The following is a 20,731-nucleotide window of genomic DNA, read 5'->3' as shown; positions in this document are numbered from 1 at the left end:
CGTCAATGGCAGCACCGTACTTCCCCGTTCGGTGCTCGGCCTACGGCCCGTGCTCCGCGGCGGCTTCCGTGCGGGGTCGGGGCTGCAATCCGCCCATTGACTCAGACAACCGAGATTCGGCTAACAAGGTGTCCTTGCATATCGGATCGACTTTTATCTGTCATGCGCAGCGCTTGTATGCAATTCGTACTATGCGCGCAACGTTCGCAATTGATCGTCTGATTGTTCGTCTAACCATTTTTCCAGGTCATCGACCAGGCGCGGACGGCTGAAGTAGTAACCCTGGGCCATCGTGCACCCCTGTTTTCTCAGGAACGCAAGTTGTTCGCTGGTCTCTACGCCTTCGGCCACAACGTCCAGATTCAAGCTTCGTGCAAGTCCCAGAATTGCGCTGCAGATGACGGCGCTCTCCTCGTCGTGGTGCGCTTCCTTGACAAAGGACCGGTCGATTTTCAAGGTATCCAGCGGCAGGCGCTTCAGGTACGCAAGACTGGAATGTCCTGTGCCGAAGTCGTCCACGGCAATGCGCACCCCAAGCGAGCGTATCGCCGACATGGTTTCAATTGCCTGGTCTGGATTGCGCATGACAGCGCTTTCCGTCAGTTCGATTTCCAGAGCTTCGCCGGGCAATCGATAGCGTACGAGCAGTTCCCGAATTTTCTTGGCCAACGTTCCCCGCTGCAGCTGCAGGGCAGACACATTGACCGCCAACGAATCCAATCCTGTGCCGGACGCCTTCCACAGGCTCAATTGACGGCAGGCTTCCTCCAGCACCCAGTCCCCAATCGGCTCAATCAACCCTGTCTCTTCGGCGACAGGAATAAACTCCATCGGCGGGACAAGACCGCGCAGCGGATGTCGCCAACGAATCAGCGCCTCGGCACCGCACGGCGAATTCAGCTGCAGACAAATCTTGGGCTGGTAGTGGAGTTCGAATTCCCGCTGCTCGATAGCCTTGCGTAAATCCATTTCAAGACGCAGCCGCGCCTGCGCCCGACCGGCCAGCTCAGCGCTAAAGAAACGATACGTGCCCTTGCCCGCCGCCTTCGCGTCGTACATCGCGGTATCCGCACCCTTCATCAAGCTGGCGACGTCCACGCCATCGCCGGGATAAACAGCGATACCGATCGAAGCGCCGACCCGCAGCGACAGGCCGGACAAGTCGATCGGAGCGGCAATCTGGTTGATCACGCGCTCGGCGGTGGCGGCGATTTCCTCCGGACGGCCACACGGCTGCAGAACAAGGACAAATTCGTCGCCCCCAAGCCGCGCGACGGTGTCCGTTTGACGTACGACCGTTTGAAGTCGGGCCGCGACAACCTTGAGCAGGTCATCTCCCTTGTCATGACCGAACGTGTCATTGACGTGCTTGAAATTGTCGAGATCGACAAACACCACGGCAAGCTCACTTCCGCTCCCGTCGGCAAGCGAAATGGCTTGCTTCAGGCGATCGGCCAGCATGGAACGATTTGCCAGGCTGGTCAGCGAATCATGGAACGCGAGGTATTCAATATGCTCATCCTTCCGTCGCTGCTCGGTAATGTCATTGAAGACGGCGACGTAGCGGTCGACACCGTCTTCGCTTTCGATGCGCTGGATCGTTTGCTCTTGAAGGTAGACCTCGCCGGACTTGCGCCGGTTCCAGACTTCCCCGGCCCACTGACCGGTATGTTCAATCACCCGCCACATCTCCTGATAGAACCCGGCATCGTGATGGTTGGATTTCCATACCCGCGGTGTCTTTCCGATGACCTCTTCTTCGCTGTAACCGGTAATCTGGGTGAAGGCTGGATTGACCGATTCGATACATCCATGGGCATCGGTAACCACGATGCCCTCGATGGTCTTATGGAACACCTTTGCCGCCAGCTTCTGCGTGGCGGTCGATTGCATCAGCGCCAGGTCGCTTTTTTCCATTTTGCTGGCGATATAGCCGAGCAACGCACATTGCCCGACGCCCGCGGCAAGGTGCACCAGCAAGGTGCGCCCGTCAACACTGTGGAACACGACCACCGGCACGTTCACGGATTGCAGCGCAAAGAAGCCGAGATGATGCGCAAGGATGACGGCGCAGGCGAGCCCGATAGGCCGCCATGAGCGGTAATAGAGCAGAAACGAGGTGAAGATAAAGAACGGGAAATGCGCTTCGCCGGCCCCACCCCCGAAGTGCATGATGAGCGCGCTGAACACCATGGAGGTGACGGCGTTGTACATGGTGCCGAGCCTTTGCCCAGGCCGGAGTTTCCAGATCAGCACGGACCCCAGCGCCAGCGGCCCGGCCAGCATCAGCGCCAATGGCCATCCGCCACCGATAATGAGCGGCACACTTTTCGCAGCCGTACAAATCGTGGACGTGATCGACCAGCGCGTAGAAAAGTAGGCGAGGCCCGTGATAACCGGCGTTAGTCCGACAAACAGTGCGGCAAATATTCCGTCCGCATGCGAACGCGTCTTGTGTAATGGGGAATTATCTTTTGTGCTCATTGTTACAACGGGCGCGCCGTACAAAGAAAGCCATCTCGGGCGTAATCGTTTTGCCGCGCGATGCGTAAGGCGTGACACCGAAGCCTTGTCCCTTCTGCTGGCTGCCCGTAGAAGTGACGTTCACATTTACGAGCGGCCCCAAAAATGCGCCAAGGCAAGCGATGCAAACGCGAGGTCGTTGTCTCGACGCAGCGATGGCGACGTGTACCGGCTGGTCATGCCAGCCGCTTTCACCCTCTTTGGCCGCCAATGCTGCGGAACACGGCGACCGCTTCGCCCAGCCTGCGCGTTCTGGCTTCAAGATTGCCTGCGGCCATCGCGGATTCCTGAGCCAGCCCGGCATTCTGCTGTGTCAGCTGGTCGAGCTGGGTCACGGCAATGTTGACCTGGCCGATCCCCTCCGACTGCTCCCTGGTGGCCGAACTGATTTCGTTGATGAGGTCGGTGACCCGCGCGACCTGGCTCAGGATGTTGCGCATCGAGCCTCCCGCCTGGTTCACAAGCTCACTGCCGGTAGCCGTTTTTGCAACGCTGTCGTTGATCAGCGCCGTGATTTCCTTGGCTGCCGTGGCGCTGCGCTGCGCGAGCGCTCGCACTTCTCCGGCTACGACTGCAAAGCCTCGCCCCTGTTCCCCGGCGCGGGCCGCCTCCACCGCCGCATTCAGTGCCAGGATATTCGTCTGGAACGCGATGCCTTCGATGACGCTGATGATCTCGCTGATTTTTCTGCTGGCATCGGTGATCTCGCTCATGGTTTGCACGACCTTGCCGACTGCCGCATCGCCGTCCGATGCCGCGTCGCTTGTCAAATCTGCGAGCTTGCTCGCCTGCAGCGCGGTGTCCGCATTATTCTTGACGGTTGCCGTCATCTGTTCCATCGAGGCCGCAGTCTGTTCGAGACTCGCTGCGGACTGGACACTGCGATCGCTCAAGTCATTGTTGCCCACCACGATGTCACTGCTGGACTGCTGGAGTCCGCCAAGCTGTTCGCTCACGTCATCCACGAGTGAGCGCAGGTTGAGGCCGGACTGATTGACCGCACGCAGGATCATCCCGATTTCGTCGACGCGATTCAGGTGAATATTCTCGCCGGGTTGGCCCGCAGCAACGGAGAGCGCCTGTTTCAGCACGGCTTGGAGCGGGCGGGAAATCTGTCTTTCGAGCCAGAAACACGTGAAAAGCGAAAGTACCGCGTCCATTGCGGCGAAGCCACCGAGCATCGGACCAGACAGGCCAAGCAGAAAGGCGAACAGGACTGCCAGCGCGTACGACACCAGGAGCCCTGAGCGGATACGCCACCGCACCGGCATGGTCTGCAACAGCGAGGTCCACACTAACAATCCAGTGCGAACAATCAGCCCATGGTGAAACTTCCGCTGGCCCGTCCGGCCTTCGCGAAAGTCTCGATAGAGGCGCTCGGCGGCTTCGATCTCGCTACGCTCGGGCTTGGTCCGCACCGACAGATACCCCGTCACCTGCCCGTCGCGAATGAGCGGGGCGGCGTTCGCCCGCACCCAGTAGTGGTCACCATTCTTGCGCCGGTTTTTTACCAGGGCGGTCCACGAAAGACCGGACTTGAGCGTCGCCCACATGTCCTCAAATGCCTGCGGGGGCATGTCCGGGTGTCGCACAAGATTGTGTGGCTGCCCGAGGATCTCATCGCCGTCGAATCCGCTGACCTGAACAAATGCCGCATTTGCGTAGGTGATATGGCTTTGCGTGTCCGTGGTCGACATGAGCGTGGTGTCACGCGGGAAATCGTACTCCTGCTGCGTTACGGGCAGATTGGCTCGCATCGGAAATAGAGTCTCGTGTAAGTGCTGGAAGCGATGGTCCGACCGGAGTGCCAGCGAACCTGCGGAGCAACATAACCATGTTTACGGCAGGGTTTATGCAAAATGAATGCTGTCCCTTTATCGCACCAGGCGAACGATGACGGACAGGCTCCACGCGCGAAGGTCCGTTGGCTGGTGCGGAGCCGACGTTCGAATGTCAGTATGGAAGCACGGGTGAATGCCCGCAGGTGGCCGTCCTGCGCCCCCCGGATCATGTATCGCCCCATGCGGCGATTGCTGCGCCGCGCAAATGAAAACCAACCACCGAATCCGAATACCCCAATAATTGCACCCCCGCCTCGTGCAAGCGGCTGTCGTGCAGCTGGCCAACGCGCTCCTAGTGGTCAAAAGCGCGGCCTTCGTCGATGACCCAGGGCGGGAAATCTTCGTCCAATCCGGGACGCGTGGCTCAAGCGACTTCAGGACGGCAATTGCCTCATTGCGGGTAGTCGCCGTCGGCGCTGATGCCGGGTCGGCGTGATCGACCGTAGCATCGGTTTCAGGTACTGTGAGCTTCGCTCATCTATTTATCCTCGTTCTCGCTGGATTCTCGCCCGCCCGTGGTGTGGGCACGCGATAGTTTGCTTCGGTATTCATCGAGTCGTGCGGCGTTGTCCTCGTCAGAAATTCTGTAGCGGATCACCACGCCCCTGAGCGGTTGCCGCGGGCCGGGTGCGTCCCCAGTCATTGGATGCATTGTCGGGCGTGGGCCGCATTCCTCGACTTCGAATGTTTCGCGCGCGTGGCCTTTATTCGCCGATGCGTTTGACTCTTCGCTTTCGATCGCATCACTCTTGCAGCAACGGTTGTCCGCCAAAACGGCGCTGTTGGTGGGTGACGTAGGCGAGGACTCGGCCGTCGCGGCGTTGCCGTGAACTGGTGTGATCCCTGTCGCCGTTTGCTGCACGGCTACGGCGGCCGCGCAGTGTTTCAGCACATACTCGCGCACGGCAACGCGTGAGACCTTCAGCCCTACCTGCAGGCCGAGATAGTCAGCAATCTCCGCATAGTTGAATCCCTCAGCAACCAGCCTGCCGACCAGGTCGGCGTGGCGGAAGAGCTTGCGTCGGCGACGGCGTGTGAGAAGGAACTCGGCTGGGTCAATCATCGTGTACAACCTCCATCGAATGCTTTACCTGTGAAATGCCGCGGCGGCGTTGAACAAGTGGGCCACGCCCAACGAAACCAGCGGCGCCCGGCGAGGTCCACGAGTGCTTTACCGGAAACCGTAGTAGAGACGAAAACATGCTGCCACCCCTGAGGAGGCGCGCGAAGGTTCCCTGGTCGCTACGTTATCGCCGTTGACATCACATGCGAGAGGAAATCTTTGCGAAAAACCCGCTTCTTTCGAGGCGCGCTGCTCGTTCTGCTGGCCAGTCCTCTCGCGCGGACAACGACATCGCAAGCGGTACGGTTCCACTCGATGATGCTCGCCAGCGCGTGCACACTTCACAGTCGAAATGCCACGGCGCGCGGCTCGACGCGGACGTGCGAGGAGGGTATGTGCCAGGCGGTCGGCACCGGCACGGACGAGAACGAATGCGTAGGAATGGAAAAGAACGGATAAGAACGGGAAACTTAAGCCGGCCACAGCGACGCAGGATTCCCAGCGCCGCGCTCGTCGCGAACGCGCGCGGCTCGACGCCGACGTGCCAGGAGGGCACGTGCCAGGCGGTCGGCACCGGCACGGACGAGAACGAATGCGTAGGAATGGAAAAGAACGGATAAGAATGGATAGGAACGGGAAACTTAAGGCGGTCACAGCGACCCGGGATTCTCAGTGGCGCACTTTGCAGGCCGAGAACGTAGTTCCAGTGGCCTTCAGTTGGACCGAGCGCTATCTAAACGCTACACATGAGCGCCCTTGAGCACTGCGAAGTTGACAGATCAACAACTCAAACGCAACGCGCCTTGTTCGGCGAAACGCAAACGGAAGGCCTTGCGCAGCAAGCGTAACGTGTGATTTACTTCAGGCCAGCGAGCAGAACGAGCGCACTCTCCTGCCGCCAGAACACCCAAGCCGCCACTGCGGCAGCCTGATCTCTCGCGAGACGGCACCCCCAAAGAGGTCACTAGCACTAGGACCTCGATGAAGTTGCATACCCACCTAAACGCCGCACGGCGTTTTTTTAGAAGTCGGCGGTTTTGAAAAACTTTTGAAGACTGAGGTAAGGCGCAAACCCCGCCGGGTACGGTTCCCCGGGCGGTTTCGTAGACTTGCCGACGACTTCAGGAGTTTACAATTCAGCCGCCAGCACCCCGCATAAAGAGGCCTTTGCCGGCACACGCCGGGCCACTGACGCGTCGCTAAGCGACATACCAGCGGAGGGCACCCCCTATCCAAGGACAGGGCACATTAACCCAGGTACGCGCGCTACCTCGACCGAGGCCGAATATGGCAATCGGAAGCGCGTCGGTTCGTCTCCTCCGGTAAAAAGGAGTCCGCGCCTGGCTTTGGCCAGGTAACCCGGTGACCGTAAGGCCCGGGCCGTTGGCTGAAGATTGGACTATGAGAAAAGCCAACGGAAACGTACGTTTTTAAGACCGACCGAACTCAAGGTTGGCAGTCCACCATGTACGCGCGAACCCGCGCCCGAGTCGAGTTGGAGAGCGGGTTGAACCTGATCCTGATGCGAGACAGGACACAGGGGGGCAGAAACGGCGCAGTAGCCATGGCACCGCAGCTACTGCACGCCGTAAATATCATTGGTATGTAGCTATGCTAATAGACTGCGCACGCTCTGGTTGCGCCCTTCAGCCAGAGCGTGAAAAGGCATAAGAGGCCAGTTCAAAAAGCCAACTGCGCTCGTTTGAGTATGTTCCAGCATACGAGCGAGAAAGCGAATCTGAGGAATGCTTCGTGAATGTCGCTACGGCGATCAAAGCGAATACGAAGCCGGCGGAAGTTGTGGAGCCACGAGTGAGTCCGCTCTACCACCCAGCGGAATTTTCCCAGGCCACTGCCATGTTCAGTTCGACGCCGTGCGATTACTGGCCTGATGCCACGATCACGCAAGCGCTGGCGATGCGTGTCGGAGTCGTAGCCACGATCGGCGTAAATGACTTTCGGCTTGCGCAGCGCTCGGCCGCGCATGCCGCGGATCGGCCCGATGGCATCGACCAACGGCAGCAGCTGGGTGACATCGTTACGGTTCGCACCGGTCAGTATCACGCTAACCGGTACCCCGTTGGCGTCTACGAGGATGTGGTGCTTCGAACTTGGGCGCGCACGATCCGTGGGGTTCGGCCCAGTTTTTCGCCCGCCCCAACGGCTCGTACCGACGATGAATCGACGGCGGCATATGAGAGGTCCAGTTGTCCGGATTCGCGCAACCTGTCGAGTAGCAATGCATGCAGCCTGTTCCAGACACCCGCCTTCTGCCATGCGTCGAGGCGACGCCAGCAGGTCGCACCCGAGCCAAACCCCAGTTCGGTCGGCAGGTGGTTCCATCGAATCCCGGTGCGTAACACGAACAGGACACCGTTGAGCGCCGCCCGCTCCGACACGCGCGGCCGTCCGCGGCACTCGTTGTTTCGGCGTCCGGGCTTTGGCAGTAGCGGTTCGATCAGTGCCCACAATTCGTCGTCAATGATCGGCGCTTGCATCCCCTCGGTCTCCGTCGTCTGGACGACCGAGGTTAACATCGCGCCGCGAAAGTTAACAGACCATCGCAGGCCTTTTTTTGAACTGGCCTCTTAGGTTCGCTAGTGACTGTGGAAAAAAGTCGCCTGACCCTCCAGCGCAAACAGGACAACGTCGCCAGAGACGTGCTGGTCGACGATGATACGGCGCTGTCCGCGCAGCCGGACGCCGCAGCTCAGCCCGTGGTCACATGCCCTGCGCATTTCCGTATAATCAGTATTCCTACTCATCATAAAAATGTTCTCATCTCATATCCGATGATGGCGACACAGCCCGAAGTTCCCGGCCCGCAAGTAAGGATTGCGCGCGATCAAATTCGGCCGCGATATATCCGAGATGTTGGGAGTATGCAACCGTGAACTGCGGGGTAACACTTATATTCACATCCGCTCTTTCACGGGCGTTGCTCCGTTCATCTGCAGATGGCAGATGGACGGATCTAGAACCAAGGACAACAAACATGAAAACCATCCTGAAGAAAACACTGATCGCTTTCGGAGTACTCGGCACATTCAGCCTCGCGGCACATGCGCAAAGCAGCGTGACCCTGTACGGCTCGCTCGACGCAGGCATCGCCTACGTCAATAACGCGGGTGGCAACAGCGTGTGGGCCCAGTCCAGCGGCCTGCTGTCAAACACCTTCTTCGGCCTGAAAGGCGCGGAAGATCTCGGTGGTGGCACGAAGGCTGTATTCAAGCTCGAATCCGGTTTCAACCTGAACAACGGTGCGGTTAGCCCGGGCTATTTCACCGGCAACTCGTCGGGCCTGTTTACTCGTCAGGCTTACGTCGGCCTGCAGAACGACCAGTACGGCTCGCTGACGCTGGGCCGTCAGTTTGACTCGGTCGCGGATTACCTCACGCCGCTGGCACTGGCAGGTCAGGCAGGCGGTATCAACCTCGCGGCCCACCCGTTCAACAACGACAACATCGGCGCGCAGTTTTCGACCTCGAACGCGGTCAAGTACGAAAGCGTGAATTACGCGGGCTTCCACTTCGGCGGTCAGTACGGCTTCAGCAATCAGGCAGGGGGTTTTGCGGACGGTCGCCAATGGAGCGTCGGTGCGGGTTACGAGAACGGCCCGTTCAGGATTGCGGCCGCTTATGACCAGATGAACAACCCTGGCGTGAACGCCAATGCAGCTGCGAATTCGGTCACCGGGCTCGGATTCGGGAACGCAGATGTACAGAGGACGTTCGGTGTCGGCGCGAATTACGCCTATGGTCCTGGCACGGTCGGCCTGCTCTGGACGCATTCGCGTCTTCAGGATTTTGGCGCTCCCGGTTCAGGTATCAACGCGCGGTTCGACAATATCGAGCTGAACGGTACCTACGCGCTGACGCCCACGCTTGCCGCAGTCGGCGAGTACACGTACACGTGGAGCAGGTTGACGGCAGCCGGTTCCGGTGTCAGCCCCAAGTGGCACTCGATCACGGCGGGCGGCGATTACTCGCTCAGCAAGCGCACCGACGTCTATCTCGCGGGCGTATATCAGCATTCGTCGTCGTTTGACGTCGGTGGCGTTTCGGCCTTCGCCCCCACTTCGATTGGCGGCATCCTGCCGTCGTCGACAACGCAAAACCAGGTGGCTGTGACGACGGGTATCCGCCACCGCTTCTAAGCCGGACCAGGCTGGCCAGTCTGTCCTTTTCCAATCCAGACTGATATGAGCCGCCCTGTCCGGGGCGGCTTTTTTTATCCGCACTGCGTCATTTTTTGCACCTGCTTTGCGCCGGGAGTGCTTTCCAATACCGACGTGAGGGCGGAGAAGTCGGAAGTGCCGGGTCGTGCGGCGGTGCGCCTATCGCGGTTGTGCGTCAGTACATTGAACAGGAGCATCCAGTCTGTGTTGCTTGATGCCGAAGCCTGCGACCTCATCCTCGATGGGCGAGCGCGACTGGATTTCGGAGCAGGTATGAGAACCGGCTCTACAAGGGATTACTGGATCGGCTTGATCGACACCTTGTAAGGGGACTCGCTCGCATCCGTGGCGTCAACTCACGACTGAAACGAGCTTTGGAGTTTCAAGGCTCAGAGCAAACGCATTTTCGTCTTCGACAGGATATTTGCCGCCTTTGGGGGGAGTCATATCTTGATGACAAGACCGGGATGCAGTTGGAGACAGGCAAGCTTGCTCTCGCCGAGTTGGAGTCGAAGCTGCGCACAATTAGAGGATTGAAACAACGGGGCCTCTATTCGCTGGTTCCCGCTGCTTCGATAGTCCCCGCCCAAATTCATCGCACAAACATTCTGAATCACGACCGTCACTATCATCATCTGCCTCCTCTATGGGAGAAGCTGAAAGATGATCTACGGGAACGGTTATTGCCCCCGGAAGAGCGCTTGGCGCGGCAACAGCAATTGCAGAACGCTTACGTCAGCTACGCGTCCTGTCGCGCGAGCTACGGCGGTCACGGGTGGTCGCCTGGCAATGCCCAGCCGATGAAGGCGGAGTATCGCAGGGCCATGACCCGGCGATACTTTGAGCGCTGTCTGAGTTGAGCCTCATTGCTGGAGCAAGCGAAGCGTCAGCGCATTGCTGCGACCCGCCTGGCCTACCGTTAGTGAGCTTGCGACGACATCGGGTAGGTACCACGGATCGCTTCTGCCGCTTTCGAGTGCCGACGGGAACAGGCAGTGACACATTTAATGCCGCAACGGTGACACTTTTAATACGGTCTACGAATCGACTTGAAGCTTCCCGCCAACAGGACGAATCTATCAAAACCCAGACGCTTCGTGCTAACCGCTTCCTCGCCTCCCTAATCTTGACAATCGACAACCTCGCGCCAGCATCTTGCTGCCGCGAAGTCGGTGCTCGAACGCAGACTTGCGTCTGCGCCCGAGCACGCGGCCTGAATCAGTCCAACCTTCCCGTCTGAGCTACTTCAGAGAGGAACTCATGTTGCGCTACGTACCAGCGGACCAGGCACTCCCTGTCGTGGCAAGCGGATTCGCGATAGTTCCATTGCTGGCGCACTCGCTCCCGGAACCCGGCCTTGTCGGTCACCGCCGCCTTGGCCTGCTCGAACAAACTCGCCAGCGCAACATCTTGGGAAGCCAATCCCGCATCACTGCAAATCAGGCGTTCAGCATCTGACTTCGCCTTCTGACAATCAAAGCTTGGGCTTGCTGCAGCTGGCTGGCTGGATGCTTTTGAATAGCCACCCGCACTGTAGGCAGCCGTGGTACTCGTGCCTCCTTGGGCAGCGCCTCCCTCGGAAGCGCCATCCGCGGCAATCACTTTCGGCGGGTCATCCTTCTTCACGAGCACATACTTATCGCCCGAGTATTGATAGATGTGGTCAGCGACATAGTCAGCCTGACCAGGAATCGAGTATGAGAACGCGACTTTGATATCGTAGTGCGCCGGGTCCTTGCCCTTGACGAAGCTCGTCTTCACGTCGACGGACTCAGTGTCGGAGACGCCGGTGTCACCGTCGTCAACGATACTCACAAAATTCCCGTCCTTTCCTCGAACGAAGGCATTCATATACGCCGTCTGATAACCCTGGTGTGTGTCGCCACCACTGACAATCAGCGCGTACTTTCCGTCGCCGGCAGGAGCCCATTCAAACCTGCTGCCGACCGACCCCGTTGTGCCCATCGAAGCAACGTACGGTTGACTCGAGTCAATCTTCCAGGCGTTACCATCCTTCCTGAAGATTGCGACGCCAAGCAATCCCGTGCAAGCATGGCAGCCGCCGTCTACCGGTACCGCGTTCGTGACAAGGACCTTCTTTTCCTGGCCGCCTTCCGACAACACGAACGTTGCCATCCCTGTAACGGCTAATGGCTTCCCATCCGACAATTGCAGATTCTCTCGCCAAGGCAGGTCAGAAGGCACCGCTGCGTCAGACCAGGATGCGGTTTTCGACTGCGCGTCGTAAGGCCCATAGAGCAACTCAAGAGCGGCAGGAACGTTGAATTCGCCCTGAATCGAGCGCGAAGCCATCGCGACGCCGCACGCGGTCGACATGAGTTCCGCCATACCGGGCTCCGACTTCGCGGAGACAGCCTCATCATTGCCCGGGTAGTCCTTGTCGGCCGTTCCGTCAGCTCGATACTGCGTTCCGCCGAGACGCTTCGTGGCGTCGCGACAGTTCGTAACCACGTCAAAACGCGCGTATCCATCCGGGAACGTCTTCAGCGTGTGGACAACATAGCTGCTGCCGTTGCGGGCGATATCGGAAGGATTGAACCAGAGCTGCGCGGCGTCTCCCGAGGTACCAACCCGCTGATACCCCGGAAACTTTTTCTCCGCGACCTGCGACGTGCTCGCCCCGTTGTCTTTACCGCAAGCAACGAGGCTCATCGCGACTGCGACGGCAACGCCGTGGCCAGCGAAGCGTCGACTCCAAGTAGCCAGGCGACTCATGCTTGCGACACCTCCGCGACCGGCTGGCCCGCAACCGAGGGAGTCGCTTGGCGCAGAGGACGCGTGTTGCGCTCGATAGCAAGCAACACCAGGACGAGGCTAAACAACGCGACGAGCAGCAGTCCGGTAGCAGTTCCCGCAGCAACCATCTTCAGCGTTTGCCACTTTTCCGCGGCCTTCGCGGCCGCTTCCGTGTAGCGCTCGCTCTTCGTTTTCATGTAGGAGTTGATGGCTTCAAACACATCCACCTTGCTCGCTTCCGCAGATGCAACCACCGCGCCGAGTTCATCGAGGTAGGCCTGGCGGTCAGCGACCGGCACCGAGTCGAGGTGATTGCGGATAATTTGCGCATTGTCACCCGATGCATATTTTTGAAGCGCGAATGGGATTCGATAGCCTGCGAGTGGGCTCTGAGCAGCGCCTTGTTCAGCGGGAGGTTGAGTCCCTTGGGTTTGCTGACCGTCTGGCTGCGGCGCAGGCGTCTGCTTCAGTGGCTCGACAATCTCCTGCGCCGAGACTCGAGTGTCGACGTGGTCCTGCCACACCGAGACGCCGAAAATAACGGTGCCGACGATTGCCAGCAAAAATACGGTAACGCACACCAAAGCAACAGCGCGCGTGATGTTGAAGAGCGCCTTGCGCTCAAATCCATCGATAACACTCATGGTCTTCCTCTAGTTTTAATGTGTACCCGCAGAGCCAACCTCTTGTGGCTAAAAATCAAATAGCGGCGTTTTCGCCTCAATCTTTAGCGCGGGGAAAATTTTATGCTATCCAGAGGTTTTCGATGAGCGTTTTTGTGGCCGTACTCCGCGTGATTTTCATTCTCGACACGAAGCTCAACAACATCCATTTCGCATATATGTGTAACTGAGAACTTTCAACAGAATTCGATTGTTACGCGAATTAAATCCTATAAAACTCGCAAACGTTTTCCAAGTCAAAATGGACCGGCCAGCCTTTCGTAGACACCTTTGAGCCATAATTTCTGGCAACCAAAGGAGTCCATATGAGCAGCAAGCGGTACACGGATGAGTTCAAGCTGAGGCAGCCATCGGTATCGCCCAAAATCCTTCTGCAGTCCATTAAATCGTAGCGACACCTGACAATGCTGCGGCCCATGACCACTAACGTGACAAAGCCCTCTAGATCGTTCAGCTGGTCATTGGCTCGTGATCGTCAAAAGCGCAAAACTAACAGACCGACGCATGGGAATTGGGCCACAACGCGAGAACGCATCAAGGCCCTGGAGCGTGAGGTCAAGGCGCGCGAAGTGGAGCGGTTCAGGAAGCCACGTGGCTAGAGGTTGATTGCGCTTGTTTTTGCGTAATTTAACATAAATATATTTATCGAATTATTTGATGGGGTGCGATGCTATAATCGCAAGACTTCCACGCCGGTTACGCTTGTCGATTCGCGGCTCCGCCAAGATAATTTCCCTTTCGAGCGCGATCACCGGGACTCACACGATCACACGCATGACCAAGGATATGAGCCCTCCCACCTGGGCTGAGGATTATCGCCACTGGTTTGCCGAGCTCAAGCAGCGGGTCGAGCACGCGCGGCAGCGCGCCGTGGCCAGCGCGAATCGCGAACTGGTCATGCTGTACTGGCAGATCGGTCGCGATATTCTCGAGAGGCAGCAGCAACAAGGCTGGGGGGCCGGCGTTATCGACCGGCTCGCGCGCGACCTCAAGGCAGCTTTTCCCGACATGCGCGGATTCTCGCCGCGCAACCTCAAGTACATGCGCGCGTTGGCACAAGCCTTCCCGCGGTCGGAATTTGTGCAACAACCCGTTGCACAATTACCCTGGTCGCACGTCGTGACACTGCTGGACAAGCTCAACGACGAGGCTCAACGGCTGTGGTATGCAGAAAAGTCGCTCGAGCACGGTTGGTCGCGCAGCGTGCTGACCATGCAGATCGGGACGGCCGCCCACGCGCGCGCCGGCAACGCTGTCACGAATTTCGCTGACCGGTTGCCGCCACCGCAGTCCGATCTCGCGCGCGAAGCGCTCAAGGATCCGTATATCTTTGACTTTCTCGGCCTGGCCGAGAACGCCCAGGAGCGCGACATCGAGCGTGCGCTCACCCAGCACATCACCCGTTTCCTGCTCGAACTGGGGGCCGGCTTCGCGTTCGTGGGGCGCCAGTACCGGCTGGAGGTAGGCGGCGACGAGTTTTTTGTCGATCTGCTTTTCTACCATCTCAAGCTGCGTTGCTATGTCGTCGTCGAACTGAAAACGACGCCGTTCAAGCCCGAATATGCGGGCCAACTGAACTTCTACCTTTCCGCGATCGATGCGCAGGTCAAGGCGCCCGAGGACCAGCCAACCATCGGCCTGCTGCTGTGCAAGGAAAAGAACCGGCTTGTCGCGGAATATGCGCTGCGTGGCGTGACCAAGCCAATGGGTGTCGCTGAATACCAACTGATGCGCGAGGTGCCGCCATCGCTGGTGACTGGACTACCGACCATCGATCAGATCGAGGCCGAACTGCGTCCTGACCTACCGGACGGCACTGCGTAAGACAGGATCGCGTCGACTGGCGGCGTCAGCGTGGAATCTTCCACCATGACCGAGCCAATGACTTTCTGTCCCCGGACGGGCGTGCGCTCACCGAGCAGTGCATACCCCACGATTTCAGATCACATGGCTTGTTAGCGGTCTATCAAAACCAGCTCTGCGTTGGCACATGATCGCGCCTGTCCTTTTCCCTATTTTTCTCGTCAACGAATACCAGCTTCGGGTGCCAGCCCGCGGCGAGCTCGGTCTCGTCGACCATCGCAAACGCCGCGACAATCACCGGATCGCCGAGCTGCGCCCGTCTTGCCGCCGAACCATTGAGTGAAATCATGCCGCTTCCCCGCTCGCCCTTGATTGCGTAGGTGGAAAATCGTTCGCCGTTGTTGATGTTCCAGACATCGATCCGCTCGTTTTCGACTAGCCCGGCCGCGTCCAGGAGATCTTCGTCGATAGCGCACGATCCTTCGTAGTGAAGTTCGCAGTGAGTGACAACCGCGCGGTGTATCTTTGACTTGAGCATATTGCGCTGCACGTTACTTTCCTCTCGCAACTATGGAGTATTAAGACAAGCGACCTATCGTGAAGGCAGCTGACGAAGGAACTGTATGGGGCCGAACGCCGACGCAAGCCACGCCGTAGCGTTGGGGTTATGCGCGGCAAATGCCGTTCTGCATAGGGATATGAACCCGTGTGGCGACGCTCAGGCACCGGGTCCGATTCCGGGCCATTAAGCAATGTTAATGAAAGGCGTGTTCGAATCCATCCAGTCGTATTGAACCTGGGGAGTCGCCCACGCCCAATTTGGACACGCGTTGATGTCACGTTTCTTGTCTGCGCGGAAAGCGCCCGAAACACCGCCGGAGTCCGCGACATCTACTGCAAGCGGCTGTTTCGACTCATCCCAGTCACTCATCTTGAATTTTCCTGGAAATCAAAAATCTTGCCGTTTTCGTCGTCGCTGAATGGAACACCTGCGCATAGCAAGGCCGTTGAGCCGGCTTGATAAAGCAAGGAACGCACCAGGCAGCGACAAGCACTGGAGCGCCTGTTGACACTGGCCCATGGCACACCGCACGGTCGAGCGACGATCCAGAAATGAAATCTTGCGTTGCAGTTGTGAACGTCTACGTTGCCTGACATGGGAAGAAGTACGTGGAGCGAATGCGCCCGCAGGCTTCGTCCTGCGTACATACAAGAGTCAGTATCCGCAACTAGAGCTTGAAAACGCTAACCGCTGCGTGCAGTTTCTTCGCCTGATCGTCCAGCGACTGCGCCGCAGCTGCAGCCTGCTCCACCAAAGCCGCATTCTGCTGGGTGACTTCGTCCATCTGCGTGACGGCTTGCCCGACCTGATCGATCCCTTTGCTCTGCTCGTCCGAGGCCGCTGCGATCTCGCCCATTATGTCCGTCACCCGCTTGATGCTGGTCACGACTTCCCCCATGGTGCTACCCGCCTGATCGACCAGCCTTGTTCCTGTTTCGACCTCGCTCACGGAATTTTCAATCAGCGTTTTGATTTCCTTCGCGGCTGCGGCCGAGCGCTGTGCGAGCGTGCGCACCTCGGTGGCGACCACCGCGAAACCCCGGCCATTCGGTCGGCGGTCGAGCTCCGCCTGTGCGAAATACGCTGACACCTTGCGCAGGATTTCATTGACCTGGCGCAGTTCACAGTTCTCGCGTTCCAGCTCTTTCAGCCGCTTCTGATCGGCGCTGTTGTCATCGGCCCGCAAGCCCCGATTGCGTTCGTCCTGACGTACCCAGTTGCGCAGCGTCTCGCCGGAGCAGCCCATCTTGGCCGCAATCGACGCGATCACCTTCCACTGCGATTCATGCTCGCCCCGGTGCTCGTGGACCATCCGGAACGCTCGCTCACGGACTTCCGGCGAATACCTGGGTGACTTCTTCTTGATGTTTTCCATGACTCCATTTTCTCAAGAATAGGAGTCTCCAGAAAACCCGGGGCGCTTCACAGGGTGAATGATGTCTGAACCGGTTTTTTGGGGGCGATAGGGTAAATACCTTATCTGATTTACCCCATGGCTCAACGCTAGGCAAAATCCCGCAACCTCAGGCAAAGATCGTTTTTTCCGCTCCGCCTACTATTTCTCCGTTACCAAATAATCCGACCACCCGATACAAACATGAATATCGGCGGCTCGGTCACATGGAGCTGGAGACAATAGAATGACGATTCGCAAGAACTGGGTACTGACCGCAATCTGCGCCGCGATCCTTGCCGGTTGTGGCGGTTCAGACCACTCAACGCCCACTACCACCACCGCCGCCACTGACCCCGATACGGTTGCGGATCAACGCGCGGCAGCCTTGGTTGCTCAAATGACCCTGGATGAAAAAATCCAGATGGTTCATGGCATAGGCGCTCAGCTCGCGCCCCTTGGTGGCGATGGCACCATTCCTGGCATCCCACGACTAGGGATCCCCGACTTTTATACTACCGACTCCTCGACAGGAGTACTGCAAATTTTAAATGGCGTGGTTCAACCCAACGGCTCAACGGCCATGCCATCCCCGCTAGCCCTGGCCGCCAGTTGGGACCCCACGCTAGCACATGACTATGGCGCGCAGATCGCCAAGGAATTGCGCGTCCGTGGCTTCTCGGAAGGCCTTGGTGCCGGGGTTGACCTCGCCCGTGAACTGCGTAACGGCCGTACATGGGAATACCTGGGCGAAGACCCGGTCCTTGCCGGTTACATGATCGCAGCGCGTACCCAAGGTACGCAGGAACAGAAAGTCATTGCGACGATCAAGCACTATGCGGCCAATGACCAGGAGACCAACCGCTACATTTCCAATTCAATCATTGATGAACGCACTTTGCGGGAACTAAGCCTGCTGCCTTTTGAAATTGGGGTGAAGGTAGGCCAGCCTGGCAACATCATGTGCGCGTATAACCTGGTGAATGGCGTCAAATCTTGCCAGAACAGCTATTTGCTAACTGACGTGCTCAAGAACGAATGGGGCTTCAAAGGGAAGGTCCAGTCCGACTGGTATATGGCAATCACCGATACTGAGCAGGCCGCCAACGCCGGTACGGATGAAGAGGAAGGCGGTTCTACTAATGACAGTGTTGGTTACCTGGGCCTTGTACCAACCTTTTTCAACCAGAAGCTCGAAGCCGCTGTGACTGCCGGAACCGTACCCATGACCCGACTGAACGACATGGTTCAGCGTCGCTTGCGTACGATGATCCGGGTCGGGGTTATGGATTCGCCTGCCACGTTGGGGGGCACGATCGACCAGGCCGCGGGTGACACGGCTACGTATAACGCTGCCATTCAGACGATGGTATTGCTGAAGAACGCAACGCCCGCCAGCAGCAGTACACCGGTACTCCCGCTGAATGCCTCAACCATTCACAGCATTGTGGTTATCGGCGGCCATGCGGACGCTGGCGTAATGGCGGGTGGTGGCTCCGCCTTGACCCCGCCGCGGGATGGCATCAATGCGGTAAAGTGCCTCGTTGATCCTTCAACTATGATCGCCGTCGGCATCCCCGCCTGCGCAACCTACTACAATTCTGCGCCCCTTGATGCAATCAGGGCTAAAGCGCCGAACGCAACCGTGACGTATCTCGATGGCACCGATGCCAATGCTGCGGCCGCCGCCGCCGCCGCCGCCGATGTAGCCATTGTCTTTGGTACACAGTTTGAAACGGAAGGCGCCGATTTGTCCTCTCTCAGCCTCCCGAATAGCACGACTGATCCTGCGAACCAGGCTTATGACCAGAACGCCTTGATTGCCGCCGTTGCGGCAAGTGCCAAGCGCAGCATCGTCGTGCTGGAAAACGGCACTGCAGTGACCATGCCCTGGATCGATAATGTCCATGCGGTGCTGGAAGCCTGGTATCCCGGTATGCAGGGGGGACCAGCCATAGCTGACGTTCTGTTCGGAACGGTGAACCCGTCGGGCAAGTTGCCGATCACGTTCCCGATGGCAGATACCGACCAGCCGCAGAAAGCAATCAGCCCTACCGACACCAACGTTGTTTACAGCGAAGGATTGCAGATGGGCTACCGCTGGTATGACGCACAGAACATCCAGCCGCTTTTCCCGTTCGGCTACGGTCTGTCCTACACCACATTTGGCTACTCTGGTCTGAGCACTTCGATGGATGTATCCGGCAATCTGACAGCAACGCTTACGGTCACAAATACCGGCAAAGTCGATGGTGCCGAAGTGGTAGAGCTGTATGCGGCTCTGCCACCGGCGGCAGGTGAACCGCCGCGCCGTCTGATTGGCTGGCAGAAAGTGCAGCTGGCTGCGGGGAGTTCGAAGCAAATCACTATCAGTGCCAGCGCAGAACGTCTGGCAATCTGGGATGTCACGTTGGGTCAGTGGCGGATCCCTGCAGGGGCATTCACGTTCTATGCAGCCTCGTCTTCCAGAGACTCGGGCGCGCTGACCAGTACCCGGACCCTGTCCAGCAAGGTGGTGCCGATTTCCGACTAAAGCGTGGTGTTTTGGGGCCCGCCGCTATGCGTACTTTGCGTACGGGGGCCGGCTCCAGGCCTTGATCCTGGCCGTCATGCGGAACTAGTGCCAGCTTAGTCACGTGAACGTGAGGACAATCCCTTAGTGGATACGACGAAGCTGCGTGCTAGATTGGTTTCGCGTTGATTGGGCCCACTGCGTCGCTTTTTCTGGGTGACCGACCAGTCATTCATGGCCTTGATCCTGGGGACTACCTACATGTCACATTGGTCTAGGACTGTGACCAGCAAACTTGCCTCACTCGGCCTTGAGTCCGCAAAGGAAGCGGGCATCAGCCCGGCGGAATTTCAGCGCCTGACGGGAATTTCCTTACTGGAGGCCAATGACCCTCATGGCCGAATCAGTGCGACAAAGCATATTGCCATGCTCAATCTGATAGAGCGCCTTGATACGGTAACGATGCTCGAACGAAGCGGTAATGCGCCGCTCCGCGCTCCGTTCGGTACGCTAATTGGTGTTATTTCCAATTCACGAACACTGAGGGAAGCGTTCGATAACTACGTACGAATCAAACCGCTTATTGGCGACGTGGACGACATAAGTTTTCAGGTTGTGGGTGACCTGTATGAATTTGTGTATACGCTGGATGATCCACAACAGCGGACCGCAATGAGTGCGTTCGGCCACCTTGCATCAATGGCGGATCTCGCTCGGCAATATACCGAAAACGATCGGCTCGCGGCGACCATTGAACTTGTGGGGAAACCTTTTCCAGGGTGGAAACGTCTGGCGCAATACAAGTCCTGCAAAGTGGTTTTTGAGCAGCCGGCGAATCGCATGCAGCTTCGATTGCCTACGGCAGATGAGCCTTACCACCTGTATAACCGATTTGCCTTTGACGCGATCGATGGGCAGGCAAACCATGAGCTCAAGCTACTTGAGCAGCAGCGTTCATTTGCTGTACGCGTCCTTGCACTGATCAACGAACTGGAGATGTATGCTTCAGAGGGGACGCTATTAACCTTGGTATGCGAAAAATTTTCCATCTCCCGTTCCGCGTTGCATCGGCGTCTACAAAGGGAAGGTACGAACTTCCAGAGTGTTGCGACTCAGGCGCGGTTGTGCCGGGCAAAGCAAATGCTCAGCCAGCAGAGCATGCCGATCTCCATGATTAGCGACGAACTTGGGTTTTCCTCGGTCTCAGTATTTTCCAGGTTCTTTTCCGGGCATTACGGACAATCCCCGTCACGTTATCGGGCAATCAATCGTCCTGATTAATAGAATACGGTTTTCGCCAGATCGATGCCAATTGTCGTAATCAGCATGATGGCGCCCCTACCGGTTTGAGTGGTCGATGACCCTTCCACTCCGGCACATTGATGCCTTCATCGGGTGGGGGCGTCCATCCCATTGC

At 58.1% G+C, this 20,731-nt stretch carries 13 protein-coding genes and 2 pseudogenes; 5 read left to right on the top strand and 10 right to left on the bottom strand.

The window, feature by feature from the left end:
* Positions 1-189: 189 nt before the first annotated feature.
* From D1Y85_RS16400 to D1Y85_RS16385, 4 genes are all read right to left on the bottom strand, one after another.
* Positions 190-2,484 carry a putative bifunctional diguanylate cyclase/phosphodiesterase gene (locus D1Y85_RS16400; protein WP_124152124.1) on the bottom strand — a complete coding sequence of 765 codons (2,295 nt, stop codon included), beginning with the start codon at positions 2,482-2,484 and terminating at the stop codon, positions 190-192.
* Positions 2,485-2,714: 230 nt separating this feature from the next.
* Positions 2,715-4,280, bottom strand: a complete 1,566-nt coding sequence (locus tag D1Y85_RS16395) for a methyl-accepting chemotaxis protein (protein ID WP_124152123.1) — start codon at positions 4,278-4,280, stop codon at positions 2,715-2,717.
* Positions 4,281-4,842: 562 nt separating this feature from the next.
* Positions 4,843-5,427: a hypothetical protein gene (locus D1Y85_RS16390; RefSeq protein WP_124152122.1), complete on the bottom strand. Its 585-nt coding sequence runs from the start codon at positions 5,425-5,427 to the stop codon at positions 4,843-4,845.
* Positions 5,428-7,107: 1,680 nt separating this feature from the next.
* A protein-coding gene (locus D1Y85_RS16385; RefSeq protein ID WP_124152121.1) for an IS5 family transposase occupies positions 7,108-7,925 on the bottom strand; the annotation gives its coding sequence in 2 pieces (ribosomal slippage) (positions 7,108-7,577 and positions 7,577-7,925; 819 coding nt in all).
* A gap of 509 nt (positions 7,926-8,434) precedes the next feature.
* Between D1Y85_RS16385 and D1Y85_RS16380 the strand changes: the two genes are divergently transcribed.
* Both D1Y85_RS16380 and D1Y85_RS16375 read left to right on the top strand, forming a co-directional pair.
* Positions 8,435-9,583: a porin gene (locus tag D1Y85_RS16380; RefSeq protein ID WP_124152222.1), complete on the top strand. Its 1,149-nt coding sequence runs from the start codon at positions 8,435-8,437 to the stop codon at positions 9,581-9,583.
* Positions 9,584-9,628: 45 nt separating this feature from the next.
* Positions 9,629-9,931 (top strand): hypothetical protein, encoded by a 303-nt coding sequence (locus D1Y85_RS16375; RefSeq protein ID WP_124152120.1) that lies wholly within the window; start codon positions 9,629-9,631, stop codon positions 9,929-9,931.
* Positions 9,932-10,822: 891 nt separating this feature from the next.
* Here the strand turns inward: D1Y85_RS16375 and D1Y85_RS16365 are convergent.
* Positions 10,823-12,277 (bottom strand): lysozyme inhibitor LprI family protein, encoded by a 1,455-nt coding sequence (locus D1Y85_RS16365; RefSeq protein WP_124152118.1) that lies wholly within the window; start codon positions 12,275-12,277, stop codon positions 10,823-10,825.
* 59 nt (positions 12,278-12,336) lie between these two features.
* Positions 12,337-13,005, bottom strand: coding sequence for a hypothetical protein (locus D1Y85_RS16360; protein WP_124152117.1), 669 nt, complete (start codon positions 13,003-13,005; stop codon positions 12,337-12,339).
* 813 nt (positions 13,006-13,818) lie between these two features.
* Between D1Y85_RS16360 and D1Y85_RS16355 the strand changes: the two genes are divergently transcribed.
* Positions 13,819-14,868, top strand: a complete 1,050-nt coding sequence (locus tag D1Y85_RS16355) for a PDDEXK nuclease domain-containing protein (protein ID WP_124152116.1) — start codon at positions 13,819-13,821, stop codon at positions 14,866-14,868.
* Positions 14,869-15,010: 142 nt separating this feature from the next.
* On the opposite strand, the gene panD is transcribed toward D1Y85_RS16355, so the two are convergent.
* From panD to D1Y85_RS27645, 4 genes and pseudogenes are all read right to left on the bottom strand, one after another.
* Positions 15,011-15,397, bottom strand: coding sequence for an aspartate 1-decarboxylase (gene panD / locus D1Y85_RS16350; protein ID WP_124152115.1), 387 nt, complete (start codon positions 15,395-15,397; stop codon positions 15,011-15,013).
* A gap of 195 nt (positions 15,398-15,592) precedes the next feature.
* A complete protein-coding gene (locus D1Y85_RS16345; protein WP_124152114.1) occupies positions 15,593-15,778 on the bottom strand; it encodes a hypothetical protein in 186 nt (61 codons plus the stop codon).
* Positions 15,779-16,076: 298 nt separating this feature from the next.
* Positions 16,077-16,454: pseudogene (locus D1Y85_RS16340) on the bottom strand (methyl-accepting chemotaxis protein); the annotation flags it as partial.
* Position 16,455: 1 nt separating this feature from the next.
* Positions 16,456-16,784, bottom strand: a pseudogene (locus D1Y85_RS27645) (transposase); the annotation flags it as partial.
* A 265-nt stretch (positions 16,785-17,049) separates the two neighbouring features.
* Here D1Y85_RS27645 and D1Y85_RS16335 point away from each other — a divergent pair.
* Together D1Y85_RS16335 and D1Y85_RS16330 are read left to right on the top strand one after the other, a co-directional pair.
* Positions 17,050-19,335, top strand: a complete 2,286-nt coding sequence (locus D1Y85_RS16335) for a beta-glucosidase family protein (RefSeq protein ID WP_124152112.1) — start codon at positions 17,050-17,052, stop codon at positions 19,333-19,335.
* 213 nt (positions 19,336-19,548) lie between these two features.
* Positions 19,549-20,595, top strand: a complete 1,047-nt coding sequence (locus tag D1Y85_RS16330) for an AraC family transcriptional regulator (RefSeq protein WP_124152111.1) — start codon at positions 19,549-19,551, stop codon at positions 20,593-20,595.
* The last annotated feature ends 136 nt before the right edge of the window (positions 20,596-20,731 follow it).

The sequence above is a fragment of the Paraburkholderia dinghuensis genome (genome assembly GCF_003837865.1).
Classification (GTDB): domain Bacteria; phylum Pseudomonadota; class Gammaproteobacteria; order Burkholderiales; family Burkholderiaceae; genus Paraburkholderia; species Paraburkholderia dinghuensis.
Note: the sequence above shows the minus strand (reverse complement) of the source record. Positions and strands in the feature narration are given on the sequence as shown.

Bases quoted from the DNA above. Each gene is read 5' to 3' on its own strand.
- D1Y85_RS16395 (WP_124152123.1), bottom strand. From the start codon at position 4,280: ATGCGAGCCAATCTGCCCGTAACGCAGCAGGAGTACGATTTCCCGCGT.
- D1Y85_RS16365 (WP_124152118.1), bottom strand. From the start codon at position 12,277: ATGAGCCTCGTTGCTTGCGGTAAAGACAACGGGGCGAGCACGTCGCAG.
- D1Y85_RS16345 (WP_124152114.1), bottom strand. From the start codon at position 15,778: ATGAGTGACTGGGATGAGTCGAAACAGCCGCTTGCAGTAGATGTCGCG.
- D1Y85_RS16375 (WP_124152120.1), top strand. From the start codon at position 9,629: ATGAGCCGCCCTGTCCGGGGCGGCTTTTTTTATCCGCACTGCGTCATT.
- D1Y85_RS16400 (WP_124152124.1), bottom strand. From the start codon at position 2,484: ATGAGCACAAAAGATAATTCCCCATTACACAAGACGCGTTCGCATGCG.
- D1Y85_RS16355 (WP_124152116.1), top strand. From the start codon at position 13,819: ATGACCAAGGATATGAGCCCTCCCACCTGGGCTGAGGATTATCGCCAC.
- D1Y85_RS16390 (WP_124152122.1), bottom strand. From the start codon at position 5,427: ATGATTGACCCAGCCGAGTTCCTTCTCACACGCCGTCGCCGACGCAAG.
- D1Y85_RS16335 (WP_124152112.1), top strand. From the start codon at position 17,050: ATGACGATTCGCAAGAACTGGGTACTGACCGCAATCTGCGCCGCGATC.
- D1Y85_RS16330 (WP_124152111.1), top strand. From the start codon at position 19,549: ATGGCCTTGATCCTGGGGACTACCTACATGTCACATTGGTCTAGGACT.
- D1Y85_RS16360 (WP_124152117.1), bottom strand. From the start codon at position 13,005: ATGAGTGTTATCGATGGATTTGAGCGCAAGGCGCTCTTCAACATCACG.